At 49.2% G+C, this 12,432-nt stretch carries 25 protein-coding genes; all 25 read right to left on the reverse strand.

The window, feature by feature from the left end:
• Complete coding sequence (locus A1sIA56_RS05475) at window positions 1–1,011, reverse strand: DNA-directed RNA polymerase subunit alpha (protein ID WP_017955271.1); 1,011 nt, start codon at window positions 1,009–1,011, stop codon at window positions 1–3.
• Window positions 1,012–1,072: 61 nt separating this feature from the next.
• On the reverse strand, window positions 1,073–1,699 hold the full coding sequence (rpsD, locus tag A1sIA56_RS05480; RefSeq protein WP_095531052.1) for a 30S ribosomal protein S4: 627 nt from the start codon (window positions 1,697–1,699) through the stop codon (window positions 1,073–1,075).
• Window positions 1,700–1,715: 16 nt separating this feature from the next.
• On the reverse strand, window positions 1,716–2,135 hold the full coding sequence (gene rpsK / locus A1sIA56_RS05485) for a 30S ribosomal protein S11 (protein WP_095673915.1): 420 nt from the start codon (window positions 2,133–2,135) through the stop codon (window positions 1,716–1,718).
• Window positions 2,135–2,512, reverse strand: a complete 378-nt coding sequence (gene rpsM, locus A1sIA56_RS05490; RefSeq protein ID WP_029166716.1) for a 30S ribosomal protein S13 — start codon at window positions 2,510–2,512, stop codon at window positions 2,135–2,137. The genes rpsK and rpsM overlap by 1 nt, the downstream gene beginning before the upstream one ends.
• A 131-nt stretch (window positions 2,513–2,643) precedes the next feature.
• Window positions 2,644–2,757: a 50S ribosomal protein L36 gene (gene rpmJ, locus A1sIA56_RS05495; protein WP_017955275.1), complete on the reverse strand. Its 114-nt coding sequence runs from the start codon at window positions 2,755–2,757 to the stop codon at window positions 2,644–2,646.
• A gap of 30 nt (window positions 2,758–2,787) precedes the next feature.
• On the reverse strand, window positions 2,788–3,009 hold the full coding sequence (gene infA / locus A1sIA56_RS05500) for a translation initiation factor IF-1 (RefSeq protein WP_017955276.1): 222 nt from the start codon (window positions 3,007–3,009) through the stop codon (window positions 2,788–2,790).
• A 116-nt stretch (window positions 3,010–3,125) separates the two neighbouring features.
• Window positions 3,126–3,938 (reverse strand): type I methionyl aminopeptidase, encoded by an 813-nt coding sequence (map, locus tag A1sIA56_RS05505; RefSeq protein WP_095673916.1) that lies wholly within the window; start codon window positions 3,936–3,938, stop codon window positions 3,126–3,128.
• Window positions 3,939–3,946: 8 nt separating this feature from the next.
• Complete coding sequence (locus tag A1sIA56_RS05510) at window positions 3,947–4,582, reverse strand: adenylate kinase (protein WP_095673917.1); 636 nt, start codon at window positions 4,580–4,582, stop codon at window positions 3,947–3,949.
• Window positions 4,582–5,877, reverse strand: a complete 1,296-nt coding sequence (secY, locus tag A1sIA56_RS05515; RefSeq protein ID WP_095673918.1) for a preprotein translocase subunit SecY — start codon at window positions 5,875–5,877, stop codon at window positions 4,582–4,584. The genes A1sIA56_RS05510 and secY overlap by 1 nt, the downstream gene beginning before the upstream one ends.
• Window positions 5,878–5,914: 37 nt before the next feature.
• Window positions 5,915–6,355, reverse strand: coding sequence for a 50S ribosomal protein L15 (rplO, locus tag A1sIA56_RS05520; protein ID WP_017955280.1), 441 nt, complete (start codon window positions 6,353–6,355; stop codon window positions 5,915–5,917).
• A gap of 2 nt (window positions 6,356–6,357) precedes the next feature.
• Complete coding sequence (gene rpmD / locus A1sIA56_RS05525) at window positions 6,358–6,540, reverse strand: 50S ribosomal protein L30 (protein WP_017955281.1); 183 nt, start codon at window positions 6,538–6,540, stop codon at window positions 6,358–6,360.
• A complete protein-coding gene (gene rpsE / locus A1sIA56_RS05530; RefSeq protein WP_095531042.1) occupies window positions 6,540–7,163 on the reverse strand; it encodes a 30S ribosomal protein S5 in 624 nt (207 codons plus the stop codon). Before rpsE ends, rpmD begins: the two co-directional genes overlap by 1 nt.
• On the reverse strand, window positions 7,163–7,540 hold the full coding sequence (rplR, locus tag A1sIA56_RS05535) for a 50S ribosomal protein L18 (RefSeq protein WP_095673919.1): 378 nt from the start codon (window positions 7,538–7,540) through the stop codon (window positions 7,163–7,165). Before rplR ends, rpsE begins: the two co-directional genes overlap by 1 nt.
• The gene (gene rplF, locus A1sIA56_RS05540) at window positions 7,540–8,079 is read right to left on the reverse strand and encodes a 50S ribosomal protein L6 (protein WP_095673920.1); all 540 of its coding nucleotides are present in this window, start codon (window positions 8,077–8,079) and stop codon (window positions 7,540–7,542) included. The genes rplR and rplF overlap by 1 nt, the downstream gene beginning before the upstream one ends.
• A 7-nt stretch (window positions 8,080–8,086) precedes the next feature.
• The gene (gene rpsH / locus A1sIA56_RS05545; protein ID WP_095673921.1) at window positions 8,087–8,491 is read right to left on the reverse strand and encodes a 30S ribosomal protein S8; all 405 of its coding nucleotides are present in this window, start codon (window positions 8,489–8,491) and stop codon (window positions 8,087–8,089) included.
• Between the two features lie 68 nt (window positions 8,492–8,559).
• A complete protein-coding gene (locus A1sIA56_RS05550) occupies window positions 8,560–8,745 on the reverse strand; it encodes a type Z 30S ribosomal protein S14 (protein WP_017955286.1) in 186 nt (61 codons plus the stop codon).
• A gap of 2 nt (window positions 8,746–8,747) precedes the next feature.
• Window positions 8,748–9,305: a 50S ribosomal protein L5 gene (gene rplE, locus A1sIA56_RS05555; protein ID WP_095673922.1), complete on the reverse strand. Its 558-nt coding sequence runs from the start codon at window positions 9,303–9,305 to the stop codon at window positions 8,748–8,750.
• The gene (gene rplX, locus A1sIA56_RS05560) at window positions 9,305–9,616 is read right to left on the reverse strand and encodes a 50S ribosomal protein L24 (protein WP_095673923.1); all 312 of its coding nucleotides are present in this window, start codon (window positions 9,614–9,616) and stop codon (window positions 9,305–9,307) included. Before rplX ends, rplE begins: the two co-directional genes overlap by 1 nt.
• A 2-nt stretch (window positions 9,617–9,618) precedes the next feature.
• Window positions 9,619–9,987, reverse strand: a complete 369-nt coding sequence (gene rplN / locus A1sIA56_RS05565; RefSeq protein WP_017955289.1) for a 50S ribosomal protein L14 — start codon at window positions 9,985–9,987, stop codon at window positions 9,619–9,621.
• A 14-nt stretch (window positions 9,988–10,001) separates the two neighbouring features.
• Entirely contained in the window at window positions 10,002–10,271 is a 270-nt protein-coding gene (rpsQ, locus tag A1sIA56_RS05570; protein WP_017955290.1) for a 30S ribosomal protein S17, read from the reverse strand.
• Window positions 10,271–10,483: a 50S ribosomal protein L29 gene (gene rpmC / locus A1sIA56_RS05575; RefSeq protein WP_095531036.1), complete on the reverse strand. Its 213-nt coding sequence runs from the start codon at window positions 10,481–10,483 to the stop codon at window positions 10,271–10,273. The genes rpsQ and rpmC overlap by 1 nt, the downstream gene beginning before the upstream one ends.
• Window positions 10,484–10,485: 2 nt before the next feature.
• Window positions 10,486–10,899: a 50S ribosomal protein L16 gene (rplP, locus tag A1sIA56_RS05580; RefSeq protein WP_095531035.1), complete on the reverse strand. Its 414-nt coding sequence runs from the start codon at window positions 10,897–10,899 to the stop codon at window positions 10,486–10,488.
• The gene (gene rpsC, locus A1sIA56_RS05585) at window positions 10,899–11,684 is read right to left on the reverse strand and encodes a 30S ribosomal protein S3 (RefSeq protein ID WP_095673924.1); all 786 of its coding nucleotides are present in this window, start codon (window positions 11,682–11,684) and stop codon (window positions 10,899–10,901) included. The genes rplP and rpsC overlap by 1 nt, the downstream gene beginning before the upstream one ends.
• A complete protein-coding gene (rplV, locus tag A1sIA56_RS05590) occupies window positions 11,684–12,172 on the reverse strand; it encodes a 50S ribosomal protein L22 (protein WP_190276995.1) in 489 nt (162 codons plus the stop codon). Before rplV ends, rpsC begins: the two co-directional genes overlap by 1 nt.
• Window positions 12,147–12,428 (reverse strand): 30S ribosomal protein S19, encoded by a 282-nt coding sequence (gene rpsS, locus A1sIA56_RS05595; RefSeq protein ID WP_095531032.1) that lies wholly within the window; start codon window positions 12,426–12,428, stop codon window positions 12,147–12,149. The genes rplV and rpsS overlap by 26 nt, the downstream gene beginning before the upstream one ends.
• Between the last annotated feature and the right edge of the window lie 4 nt (window positions 12,429–12,432).

The following is a 12,432-nucleotide window of genomic DNA, read 5'->3' on the forward strand; positions in this document are numbered from 1 at the left end:
TTATGCCTGATCTGCGTCAGCGAAGTCTTCATCTGACACGTTGTAGTTCTGGTGTTGTGATGGATCGAAACCTGCTGGGCTGTCCTTGAGAGACATTCCCATTGATACAAGCTTCGCCTTGATCTCGTCGATTGACTTTGATCCAAAGTTACGGATGTCGAGTAGGTCAGCCTCTGAACGGTTGACGAGCTCTCCAACTGTGTGAATGCCTTCGCGCTTCAAGCAGTTGTATGAACGAACTGTGAGATCGAGATCTTCGATTGGAAGAGCAAGATCAGCAGCAAGAGCAGCATCCATAACAGATGGCCCCATCTCGATACCTTCAGCATCAAGATTGAGTTCGCGTGCAAGACCGAAGAGTTCAACAAGTGTCTTACCAGCTGATGCAACAGCATCGCGTGGCTTCATTGATGGCTTTGTTTCGACATCAACAACAAGACGATCGAAGTCTGTGCGCTGTTCAACGCGAGTTGCTTCTACCTTGTATGTAACCTTCAAAACTGGTGAATAGATTGAGTCAACAGGAATGCGACCAATCTCTGCTCCAGCTTGCTTGTTCTGTACAGCTGTGACGTAGCCACGACCGCGCTCGACAGTAAGTTCGATTTCGAGGTTTGCCTTGCCGTTAAGTGTTGCGATGTGGAGTTCAGGGTTGTGAACTTCTACGCCACTTGGAACAGCAATGTCAGCACCTGTAACAGCGCCTGCACCTGACTTGCGGATGTAGATAACTGAAGGCTCATCGTTATCGCTTGAAAGAACAAGGTTCTTAATATTCAAGACGATATCTGTGAGGTCTTCCTTTACACCTTCAAGTGTTGTGAACTCGTGGAGAGCTCCGGCAACGCGAATGCTTGTAACTGCTGCACCTGGAATAGATGAAAGCAAGGTACGGCGCATTGAGTTGCCGAGTGTGTAGCCGAAACCTGGCTCAAGCGGTTCAATGATGAAACGTGAGCGGTTCTCGGAAATTACTTCTTCGCTAAGCGTTGGGCGTTGTGCAATTAGCACTGTTGCTCCTCTTTCTTCTCGCGGAAATCCACTATTTGATTTCCTCTAGGGGTTAGAAAAATTACTTGCTGTAGAGCTCAACAATGAGCTGTTCTTGAACCTGTGTATCGATCACTGATCGAGCAGGTACGCCGTGAATGATGATGCGCATCTGTGATGCAACAACTTCCATCCACGCTGGAACAGACTTCTCACCGAACTCTGCGCTTGCGACGATAAATGGTGTGAGGTCGTGTGACTTTGGAAGAACATCGATGATGTCCATTGGAGAGACACGGAATGAAGGAATATTTACCTTCTTACCATTTACAACGAAGTGACCGTGGCGAACCAACTGGCGTGCCATGTCACGTGACTTTGCAAAGCCTGCGCGGAATACAACGTTGTCGAGACGTGTCTCAAGGATGACGAGAAGGTTTTCACCAGTCTTGCCCTGCTTGCGGTTTGCCTCTTCGTAGTAACCACGGAACTGCTTCTCGAGAACACCGTAGATACGTGCGCACTTCTGCTTTTCACGCATCTGCAATAGGTATTCAGATTCCTTTGAACGGCCACGGCCGTGCTGTCCTGGTGGATAAGGACGTGATTCGATCGGACACTTTGGTCCATCGCACTTTGAGCCCTTGAGGAAGAGCTTTACTTTTTCGCGACGGCAACGCTTGCAGTCTGCTCCGGTATAACGAGCCATTTATTCTCTTCCTTCCTTAAACTCGACGAGGTTTCGGTGGGCGGCAGCCATTGTGTGGAGCTGGAGTTGTATCTGAGATAGCTCCAACTTCTAGGCCTGCTGCTTGCAATGAACGGATTGCAGTTTCGCGTCCGGAACCAGGTCCCTTTACGAATACATCTACTTTCTTAAGGCCGTGCTCCTGTGCGCGACGAGCTGCTGCTTCTGCTGCAAGCTGTGCTGCGAATGGAGTCGACTTACGTGAGCCCTTGAAACCTACTTGGCCAGATGATGCCCAAGAGATAACAGCGCCGGTTGGATCTGTAATAGAGATGATTGTGTTGTTGAAGGTTGACTTGATGAAAGCCTTACCAACTGCAACGTTCTTCTTCTCTTTCTTACGAAGCTTTACCTTGCCCTTTGTTGCGGCAGCGGACTTTGATTTAGGAGCGGCCATTACTTAGTCACCTTCTTCTTACCGGCAATTGCCTTACGTGGACCCTTACGAGTACGAGCGTTTGTATGTGTGCGCTGACCACGTACAGGAAGTCCCTTGCGGTGACGAATACCTTGGTAGCTCTGGATTTCGACTTTACGACGGATATCGCCTGCGATTTCGCGGCGGAGATCACCTTCGATTTTGTAGTTAGCTTCGATGTATTCACGAAGCTGAGCAAGTTCTGATTCTTGCAAATCTTTAACGCGGGTATCTGGAGAAATCCCAGTTGCCTTGAGCGTTTCGTGGGAACGGGTTAGACCCATTCCGAAAATATAGGTGAGTGCAATCTCTACACGCTTTTCGCGTGGAAGATCGACACCGACTAGACGTGCCATTTATTCAACCATTCTGTATCCGGAGGTCCTCCGCAATGCTCCTCGACATATTTATCGAGCCCTGGCCTACCGGTCCGGGGGTCTTAACTATTTCTAGTTAAGTCGCATCACGCGTACTTATTGTCTGGGTATTAGCCCTGACGCTGCTTGTGACGAAGATTTTCGCAGATCACCATTACGCGACCTTTGCGACGAATGACTTTGCACTTGTCGCAAATCTTCTTCACGCTTGGATTAACCTTCACGCGAATTTCCTTTTGTTAGTGGCGAATTAATTACTTGTAACGGTAAATAATTCGACCCTTTGTAAGGTCGTATGGACTGAGTTCTACGATCACACGGTCAGCAGGCAAAATACGAATGTAGTTCTTTCGCATCTTTCCGCTGATATGTGCCAAGACCTTGTGTCCATTTGTTAGTTCAACACGAAACATTGCGTTAGGTAACGCCTCAGCAACAGTGCCTTCGATTTCGATCGCACCATCTTTACTTGCCAAGGATCAATACCTTCTTCTCTTTTTTGAATTGAACGAAGGGCGATTCTATGGGAGGCCCCCCTTATAAGGGAAATCGGCCAAAACTGACCTATTGAGCCCCTTCAACACGCAGGAAATTAGGCCAAAAGATCGGAGATTTCGACCCCGAAGCGAGCTAGTTCAGCCCGGCCCCCATCGAGGGCTGTGAGGACAAATGGCTTGCCGTCTGGGCAGATGACATAGGTGTGTTCGAAGTGAGCCCCACGAGATTTATCGTTGGAAATAACTGTCCACTCATCACTGAGCACCTTGGTCTTATGTGTTCCACGAGTAATCATCGGTTCAATGGCGAGTGCCATTCCAGGAATGATTTCAGGTCCATTGCCAGCTTTGCCAAAGTTGAGAACGTGTGGCTCTTGATGCATCTCTGTTCCGATGCCATGTCCGCCGTACTCTTGCAAAATTCCGTACTTACCTTGCGAATTGATGTACTGCTCGATGGCATAACCAATATCTGAAAGCTTTACACCGTTCTTGCCAGCTGCTATTCCGACCCACATCGATTCTTCGCAGGTGTCCATCAACTTCTGATCTTCAGGATCGACTTTTCCAATTCCAACTGAGAAGGCTGCATCTCCATGCCAACCATCGACGATTGCGCCGCAATCGATTGAGACGACATCGCCTTCGTTGATGATCTTTGGCCCTGGAATTCCATGGACGATTTCATCGTTAATGGATACGCAGATTGTCGCTGGGAAGCCGTGATAGTTGAAGAAGTTTGATGTTGCTCCGCTGCGCTTGATGTGGGCTGCAGAAATTGCATCCAGTGCGCTAGTGGTCATTCCTGGCTTAATTGCTTCGCGAATAAGTTGATGAATCTCTGCGACAACTAAACCAGCGCGGCGCATAACCTTGATTTGATCAAGGTCCTTTATCTGAATTGCCATAGTAAAAGTTAGCCGTGAACGCGGCTTAGCGCTGTAATTGCACGATCTGTAATTTCAGAAACTTCACCATCTGCTGAAATTGTGATGAGCAAACCTTCGGTGCGGTAGAAGTGCACGATTGGCGCAGTCTGTTCTTCATAGACAGCAAGGCGCTTTGCGATGACTTCTTCCTTGTCATCTTCGCGCTGGTAGAGCTCGCCACCGCAAGATGGGCAGGCAGTTGCTTCAGGTGAAGCAGGTGCGCCACAGTTCTTGCAGGTAAGACGTGATGAAAGGCGCTTGATGATGATCTCGTTCTCGATTGCGAGTTCAAGAACTGCATCTAGTGGTGTGCGCTTTTCTGCTAGAAATGCGCGGAGAACTTCTGCCTGCACAGTGTTACGTGGGAATCCATCGAGGAGAAAACCATTTGCTGTGTCATCGTGAGTCAGGCGATCTTTAACCATCTCATTGGTGACTTCGTCAGGAACTAACTGACCTGCATCCATATAACCCTTTGCCTGCAGACCAAGAGGCGTGCTGGCTTTGAGGTTTGCGCGGAAGATATCGCCCGTAGAAATATGCGGAATTGAATAGTGCGCGGCTAGAAACTGAGCTTGTGTTCCCTTACCAGCACCTGGTGGACCTACCAGGACTAAACGCATTACTTCAAGAAACCTTCATATGAACGCTGCTGCAACTGGCTTTCGATCTGCTTTGCAGTATCGAGACCAACACCGACAACGATGAGGATCGCAGTTCCACCGAATGGGAAGTTCTGTGATGCACCGAAGACGATAAGAGCAAGGATCGGAATAATCGCAACAAGTGCGAGGTAGAGAGAACCAGGCGCTGTAATGCGTGAGAGCACATACTGAAGGTATTCAGATGTTGGTCGTCCCGCACGGATGCCTGGAATAAATCCGCCGTACTTCTTCATATTGTCTGCAACCTCATCTGGGTTAAATGTAATTGCAACGTAGAAGTAGGTGAAGAAAATAATGAGGGTTGCATAAGCAGCCATATAAATTGGGTGATCACCGCTCACCAAGTTACGTGAGATCCAAACAGCCCAACCAGCTTGGCTATTGGTGAAGTTCACGAGAAGTGAAGGGATATACAAAAGTGATGATGCGAAGATAACCGGGATAACACCAGCCTGGTTAACCTTAATTGGAATATATGTAGATGTTCCGCCGTAAGCCTGACGTCCCACCATGCGCTTTGCGTACTGCACAGGAATTCGACGCTGTGCCTGCTCAACGAATACAACTGCTGCAACAACCAAGACTCCGACTGCGCAGACAAAGAGGAATGCGAACAAGCCCTTTTGAAGCTTGATTGACCAGAGCTGGCTTGGGAAACCTGCTGCGATAGATGTGAAGATCAAGATCGACATACCGTTACCGACGCCGCGATCTGTAATGAGCTCACCGAGCCACATGATTACAGATGTTCCAGCTGTCATTACAACGATCATTGTAAGAATTCGCTGCCATGAAGCATCAGGAATGATTGGAAGTGAACAACCTGAGATCAAACGACCTGGTGTACGTGCAACTGCAACCAAACCAGTTGACTGCAAGATTGCAAGACCGATTGTTAAGTAACGTGTGTACTGAGTAAGTGTTGCGGTACCTGACTGGCCTTCTTGCTTCAAAGCTTCAAAGCGTGGGATTACAACGGTAAGAAGCTGAATAATGATTGAAGCGGTGATGTAAGGCATGATGCCAAGTGCGAAAACTGAGAGCTGAAGAAGTGCTCCACCTGAGAAGAGGTTGATGAGACCAAAGAGTCCCCCGGTCTGCGCCTGATCGATACATTGCTTGACGTTTGTATATGAAACGCCAGGTGTAGGTACGACAGAGCCGAAACGGAAGAGAGCCATGATTGAGAGAGTGAAGAAGATTTTCTTACGAAGTTCAGGCGTCTTAAAGGCCATTCCAAATGCTGAAAGCATCAATCTTCTCCCTCTAACAAATCACGACTAGTAGTTATTACAGTGTTGCTGTTGATCCGCCAGCTGCAGAGATCTTTTCGACCGCTGATGCTGAGAATGCATGTGCTGTAACTGAAACCTTGACTGCAATATCGCCATTTCCAAGAACCTTTACAGGCAATGAATCGCGAACTGCACCCTTTGCAATGAGATCAGCAACAGTTACATCGCCACCCTTTGGGAAGAGTGCGTTGATTGTTGAGACATTCACTGCCTGGTATTCAATGCGAGCTGGGTTCTTAAAACCACGAAGCTTTGGCAGACGCATTACGAGTGGAAGCTGACCACCTTCGAAACCTGGACGAACCGTGTTACGAGCGTGAGTACCTTTGCCACCGCGACCTGCGGTCTTACCCTTTGATGCTTCACCGCGACCCTTACGAGTCTTAGCTTTCTTAGCACCTGGAGCTGGACGAAGATGATGAAGTTTTAGTGTCATCTTTATTCGACCTCCTCTACCTTGATCAAGTGGCGAGCAGCTACTGCCATGCCACGAATTTCTGGACGGTCTTCTTTAACGACAACATCGTTGATTCGCTTGAGTCCGAGTGAACGAACAGTGTTACGAATCTCTGGCTTGTTGCCAACGGTTGACTTAACCTGAGTGATTTTCAAACGTGGCATTAGGCACCAACTGTCATCTGTGAAGCGCGGATAATTGCTGCAGGAGCTACATCTTCGAGCGGACGACCGCGACGAGTTGCAATCTGTGCAGGTGACTCGAGCATCTTCAGTGCAGCAACGGTTGCATGAACCATGTTGATTGCATTTGAAGAACCGAGAGACTTAGTAAGAACATCCTTAACACCAGCGCACTCAAGTACGGCACGAACAGGACCACCAGCGATAACTCCGGTACCTGGACTTGCTGGGCGAAGAAGAACTACGCCCGCTGCTGTTTCACCCTGAACTGGGTGAGGAATAGTTCCCTGAACGCGTGGGACTGTGAAGAATGACTTCTTAGCTTCTTCGACAGCCTTAGCAATTGCTTGTGGAACTTCCTTGGACTTTCCGTAACCAATTCCTACTGTGCCGTTTTCATCGCCCACAACAACGAGTGCTGTGAATGAGAAGCGACGTCCACCCTTAACAACCTTAGACACACGGTTAATGAAAACCACGCGCTCGGTGTATGGAGACTTCTCCTTCTCGCGATCATCACGACGTTCGCGGCGTTCGCCACGACCTTTGTTTGCAGGTGCGCCAGTTGTTGCTGGCGCTGCATCGTTAGTTGGATTAACAGCCATTAGAACTCCAATCCGTTCTCTCGTGCAGAATCTGCAACTGCTGCGATACGACCGTGGTACTTGTTACCTGCGCGGTCAAAGACAACTGTAGAAATTCCAGCTTTCTTAGCGCGTTCAGCAATGAGTGCTCCGACCTTCTTGGACTTATCTGTCTTATCGCCAGATGCCTTGCGAAGATCTGCTTCCATTGTTGATGCGTAAGCAATTGTCTGGCTTGTTGTGTCATCAATAACCTGAACGAACAGGTGGCGTGATGAACGTGAAACGACGAGGCGTGGACGTGATGGTGTGCCTGAGATCTTCTTACGAAGACGGAAAGCACGACGAGCACGCGCGTTCTGCGCTGAGCCCTTGCGGACCTTAACTCCGATTGCCATTACTTCTTACCTGCCTTTCCTGCCTTGCGACGAATAACTTCGCCTTCAAGACGCAAGCCCTTGCCCTTGTAAGGATCTGCCTTGCGAAGCTTCTTTACCTTCGCTGCGGTTTCTCCAACGAGCTGCTTATCGATTCCGCTGATAATCAACTTAGTTGGTGATTCAACCTTGTAGGTGATTCCTTCTGGAGCTGGGAATGTAATTGGGTGGCTGTAGCCGAGCTGGAATTCAAGATCCTTGCCCTTTTCAGCAACACGGTAACCAACACCAACGATGTTGATTGTGAGTGAGTAACCGTTAGTTACACCTTCGACCATGTTCGCAACGAGTGTGCGAGATAGGCCGTGAAGTGAACGTGTTACGCGCTCTTCATTTGGACGAGCAACGGTGATAACACCATCTGCTTGTGAAACCTGGATAGGTGCTGGAACTGCAAGTGCGAGTGAACCCTTAGGTCCCTTCACTGCAACGTTCTGACCTGTGATTGAAATTTCTACACCGCTTGGAACGGCGATAGGCATACGACCGATACGTGACATTAGATGGTTACCATACGTAAGCGAGAACTTCTCCGCCTACACCCTTCTTATTTGCCTGCTTATCAGTCAAGAGACCTGATGAAGTTGAAATGATTGCAACTCCGAGTCCGCCGAGAACCTTAGGAAGCGCAGTTGACTTTGCGTAAACGCGAAGTCCTGGCTTGCTCACGCGGCGAAGGCCTGCGATTGAGCGCTCACGGTTTGCACCGAACTTAAGATCAAGAACGAGATTCTTTCCCACTCCTGTTGATGCTGCTTCAACGCGGTGATCTGCAATGAAACCCTCTTGCTTGAGGATTTCTGCAATTCGTACCTTGACCGATGATGACGGCATTGAAACCGAATCATGGTAGGCAGAGTTCGCATTGCGCAGACGTGAAAGCATGTCTGCGATTGGATCTGTCATTGTCATACGTGGCCTGTGGCCTTTCTCAAATTAGTTTCCTGACAATTTGTCAGGACTTTATTCGTTTGTAGTTATTACCAAGATGCCTTGCTGATGCCTGGAAGTTCGCCGCGGTGCGCCATTTCACGGAAGCAGATGCGACAAATTCCAAACTTTTGGTAGACAGAGTGCGGACGACCGCAACGCTGGCAACGTGTGTAACCGCGAACCTTGAACTTTGGCTTGCGAGCAGCTTTAACCTTGAGTGATGTTTTAGCCATTCTTATGCCTCCTTGAAAGGAAAGCCGAGCGCCTTAAGTAGTGCGCGACCTTCAGCGTCGTTCTTAGCTGTAGTTACGATCGTGATATCCATACCGCGTGTGCGGTCGATCTTGTCTTGTTCGATTTCTGGGAATACAACCTGCTCGGTAAGACCGAAGGTGTAGTTGCCCTTTCCATCAAATTGCTTTGGTGACAAGCCGCGGAAGTCACGGATACGTGGAAGAGAGATTGAGAGAAGACGATCTGCGAATTCCCACATACGATCTCCGCGAAGCGTTACGTGTGCACCAATTGGCATGCCTTCGCGAAGCTTGAACTGCGCGATTGACTTGCGTGACTTGGTGACCTGTGGCTTCTGACCGGTGATGATTGCGAGGTCCTTGATTGCACCTTCGATCAACTTTGAATCACGAGCAGCTTCGCCAACACCCATATTGACAACAATCTTTACGAGTGTAGGAATCTGCATTGGATTTGAATATCCGAATTCGCTCTTAAGCGCAGATTGGATTTCGCTCTTGTAGCGAGCCTTGAGACGAACATCTGTAGTTGTGCTCATTAGATGTCCTTTCCTGTGCGACGTGAGATACGAACATTTGAACCGTCTTCAGTTGTGCGAACGCCAAGACGTGTTGCCTTGCCATCTCCATCAACGATCATGACGTTTGAAATATGGATTGATGCTTCCTGTGTGATGATTCCGCCGACCTTGACGCCACGTTCGGTTGTTGATTCCTTTGTGTGGCGCTGAATGCGGTTTACGCCTTCAACAGTTACGCGGTCTCCATCTACATGAAGGACCTTGCCGGTTACGCCCTTGTTCTTGCCAGCGATAACCAAGACTTCGTCATTCTTCTTAATCTTCGCCATGGTTAGAGCACCTCCGGAGCGAGTGAAATGATCTTCATGAACTTCTTGTCGCGGAGTTCGCGAGCAACTGGTCCGAAGATACGAGTTCCGCGTGGTTCGCCGTCAGCCTTGAGGATGACAGCTGCGTTCTCGTCAAACTTGATGTAAGAACCGTCTGGACGACGACGTTCTTTAACTGTACGAACGATGACAGCCTTTACGACTTCACCCTTCTTAACCTGTCCGCCAGGAATTGCATCCTTGACTGAACAGACGATGATGTCACCGATGCCTGCGTAACGGCGCTTTGATCCTCCGAGTACACGGATACAGAGAAGCTCTTTAGCTCCTGTGTTATCCGCAACGCGTAGGCGGGATTCTTGTTGAATCATTCTTTATTCGCCCCTTACTTAGCTTTCTCGATGATTTGAACTAAACGCCAGCGCTTTGATGCTGAGATTGGTCGTGTTTCCATGATCAATACGCGGTCACCAGTGCCTGCTGAGTTTGTCTCATCATGTGCCTTGAGCTTGTGTGTGCGGCTCATGACCTTTGAGTACATACCGTGTGCAACACGATTTGATACCTCAACGGTGATGGTCTTATCCATCTTGTCTGAGACAACAATGCCTTCACGAGTCTTACGAGATCCGCGATCTTCGGTATTAGTAGCCATTACGCAGCGCCTCCAATTCCTAATTCGCGTTCACGAATAATTGTGTAAATACGAGCAATCTCTTTGCGAACTGCACCGAGACGACCATGTGATTCGAGCTGACCTGTTGCAGCCTGGAAGCGAAGGTTGAAGAGTTCTTCCTTACCTTCACGAAGCTTTGCAGTTAACTCTTCAGCAGTTAGCTGACGAAGTTCTTCATTAGTAATCGCCATGGTTATGCCTCCTCACGCTTTACAACGCGGCACTTCATTGGGAGCTTGTGAATCGCAAGGCGCATAGCTTCAGTAGCTACTGCCTCTGTTACGCCTGAAATTTCAAACATAATGCGACCTGGCTTCACGTTTGCGATCCACCATTCTGGAGAACCCTTACCGGAACCCATACGAGTTTCAGCTGGCTTCTTTGTAAGTGGACGATCTGGATAAATGTTGATCCAAACCTTTCCACCACGCTTGATGTAACGAGTCATCGCGATACGCGCTGCTTCGATCTGACGGTTAGTGACATATGCAGGAGCAAGTGCCTGGATACCGAAGTCTCCAAATGCAACCTGTGTTCCACCCTTTGATGCGCCTGAGCGTGATGGGTGGTGCTGCTTACGGTGCTTAACCTTGCGAGGGATCAACATTATTCAGCGCCTCCTTCTGTAGCTGGTGTTGCTGCTTCAGTTGGAGCTGCTTGTGAAGTTGTGACCTCTGCGCGTGGAGCACGTGGTGTACGTGGTCCGCGGCGTTCTGGCTTTGGTGCGCGTGCTTCAGCAAGTGCCTTTTCAGCACGCTCTGCACGTGAACCAATAACTTCACCCTTGTAGATCCAAACCTTTACACCCAAGCGACCGAATGTTGTTGCAGCTTCGTAGAAACCGTAATCAATATCAGCGCGAAGTGTGTGTAGTGGAACGCGTCCTTCACGGTAGAACTCAGAACGTGACATTTCTGCACCACCGAGACGACCACCGCACTGAACACGAATGCCCTGCGCTCCTGCCTTCATCGCTGACTGCATTGACTTCTTCATTGCACGACGGAATGAAACACGTGCAGCAAGCTGCTCGGCGATTCCTTGTGCAACAAGCTGTGCATCAATTTCTGGATTCTTAACTTCGAGAATGTTGAGCTGAACCTGCTTGCCGGTGAGCTTCTCAAGCTTCTGACGAAGAACGTCAGCTTCTTGTCCGCGGCGACCAATAACGATTCCTGGACGAGCAGTGTGAAGGTCGATACGTACACGATCACGTGTGCGCTCGATTTCGATGCGTGAAACGCCTGCGCGCTCCATGCCCTTCTGCATAAGTCGGCGGATTTCGACATCTTCCTTGACGTAATCCTTGTACAACTTATCTGCATACCAACGTGACTTAAATTCAGTTGTGATGCCGAGGCGGAAGCCGTGTGGGTTTACTTTTTGACCCATTAGTTGGACGCTCCCTTCGCTGCTTGTGTATTGAGTGGTGACTTTTCAGAACGCTTTGGATTGCGTGTCTGCGCACGGTTTGATGTGCGAGAGATTGACTTCGAAGTCGCCTTTGTATCGCTGACAGCTACTGAGATGTGGCTTGAGCGCTTGAGGATACGGAAACCGCGACCCTGTGCACGTGGGCGGAAACGCTTCATTGTGCGTCCCTCGTCAACGAGTGCTTCTACAACCCAGAGCTCTGAAGCATCACGGATTGCTGGGTTCTGCTGCTTCGCATTTGCGATTGCAGAGTTAAGAAGTGTGTACACGTCTGTTCCTGCAGCCTGTGGTGCAAACTTGAGAACGTTAAGTGCTTCATCCGCACGCATTCCACGAACCAAGTCGACAACGCGACGAGCCTTCTGTGGTGTGTGGCGAATGTCGCGCAATACTGCGCGAGCTACGAGTGCGTCTTGTGTATTAGCCACGTGATGCTCTCCGATCATCTTTAACGTGTCCGCGGAATGTTCGTGTTGGTGCGAACTCACCAAGCTTGTGACCGATCATTGCGTCGGTAATAAATACAGGGACATGCTTGCGACCGTCGTGTACCGCAATTGTGTGTCCAATCATTGAAGGCGAGATCATCGAGCGTCGAGACCATGTCTTAATGACATTCTTTGTATTGGCTTCATTTTGCGCATCCACCTTTTTGGTGAGATGCCCATCAATGAATGGGCCCTTCTTGAGACTACGTGGCATGAGG

The organism is Candidatus Planktophila sulfonica, from assembly GCF_002288065.1.
GTDB lineage: Bacteria > Actinomycetota > Actinomycetes > Nanopelagicales > Nanopelagicaceae > Planktophila > Planktophila sulfonica.

Bases quoted from the DNA above. Each gene is read 5' to 3' on its own strand.
- rpsD (WP_095531052.1), bottom strand. From the start codon at position 1,699: ATGGCTCGTTATACCGGAGCAGACTGCAAGCGTTGCCGTCGCGAAAAA.
- rpsK (WP_095673915.1), bottom strand. From the start codon at position 2,135: ATGGCCGCTCCTAAATCAAAGTCCGCTGCCGCAACAAAGGGCAAGGTA.
- rpsM (WP_029166716.1), bottom strand. From the start codon at position 2,512: ATGGCACGTCTAGTCGGTGTCGATCTTCCACGCGAAAAGCGTGTAGAG.
- map (WP_095673916.1), bottom strand. From the start codon at position 3,938: ATGGCAATTCAGATAAAGGACCTTGATCAAATCAAGGTTATGCGCCGC.
- A1sIA56_RS05510 (WP_095673917.1), bottom strand. From the start codon at position 4,582: ATGCGTTTAGTCCTGGTAGGTCCACCAGGTGCTGGTAAGGGAACACAA.
- secY (WP_095673918.1), bottom strand. From the start codon at position 5,877: ATGCTTTCAGCATTTGGAATGGCCTTTAAGACGCCTGAACTTCGTAAG.
- rplO (WP_017955280.1), bottom strand. From the start codon at position 6,355: ATGACACTAAAACTTCATCATCTTCGTCCAGCTCCAGGTGCTAAGAAA.
- rpmD (WP_017955281.1), bottom strand. From the start codon at position 6,540: ATGCCACGTTTGAAAATCACTCAGGTTAAGTCAACCGTTGGCAACAAG.
- rpsE (WP_095531042.1), bottom strand. From the start codon at position 7,163: ATGGCTGTTAATCCAACTAACGATGCAGCGCCAGCAACAACTGGCGCA.
- rplR (WP_095673919.1), bottom strand. From the start codon at position 7,540: ATGGCAATCGGAGTTAAGGTCCGCAAGGGCTCAGCGCAGAACGCGCGT.
- rplF (WP_095673920.1), bottom strand. From the start codon at position 8,079: ATGTCACGTATCGGTCGTATGCCTATCGCCGTTCCAAGCGGTGTAGAA.
- rpsH (WP_095673921.1), bottom strand. From the start codon at position 8,491: ATGACAATGACAGATCCAATCGCAGACATGCTTTCACGTCTGCGCAAT.
- A1sIA56_RS05550 (WP_017955286.1), bottom strand. From the start codon at position 8,745: ATGGCTAAAACATCACTCAAGGTTAAAGCTGCTCGCAAGCCAAAGTTC.
- rplE (WP_095673922.1), bottom strand. From the start codon at position 9,305: ATGAGCACAACTACAGATGTTCGTCTCAAGGCTCGCTACAAGAGCGAA.
- rplX (WP_095673923.1), bottom strand. From the start codon at position 9,616: ATGGCGAAGATTAAGAAGAATGACGAAGTCTTGGTTATCGCTGGCAAG.
- rplN (WP_017955289.1), bottom strand. From the start codon at position 9,987: ATGATTCAACAAGAATCCCGCCTACGCGTTGCGGATAACACAGGAGCT.
- rpsQ (WP_017955290.1), bottom strand. From the start codon at position 10,271: ATGGCTACTAATACCGAAGATCGCGGATCTCGTAAGACTCGTGAAGGC.
- rpmC (WP_095531036.1), bottom strand. From the start codon at position 10,483: ATGGCGATTACTAATGAAGAACTTCGTCAGCTAACTGCTGAAGAGTTA.
- rplP (WP_095531035.1), bottom strand. From the start codon at position 10,899: ATGTTGATCCCTCGCAAGGTTAAGCACCGTAAGCAGCACCACCCATCA.
- rpsC (WP_095673924.1), bottom strand. From the start codon at position 11,684: ATGGGTCAAAAAGTAAACCCACACGGCTTCCGCCTCGGCATCACAACT.
- rplV (WP_190276995.1), bottom strand. From the start codon at position 12,172: ATGATCGGAGAGCATCACGTGGCTAATACACAAGACGCACTCGTAGCT.
- rpsS (WP_095531032.1), bottom strand. From the start codon at position 12,428: ATGCCACGTAGTCTCAAGAAGGGCCCATTCATTGATGGGCATCTCACC.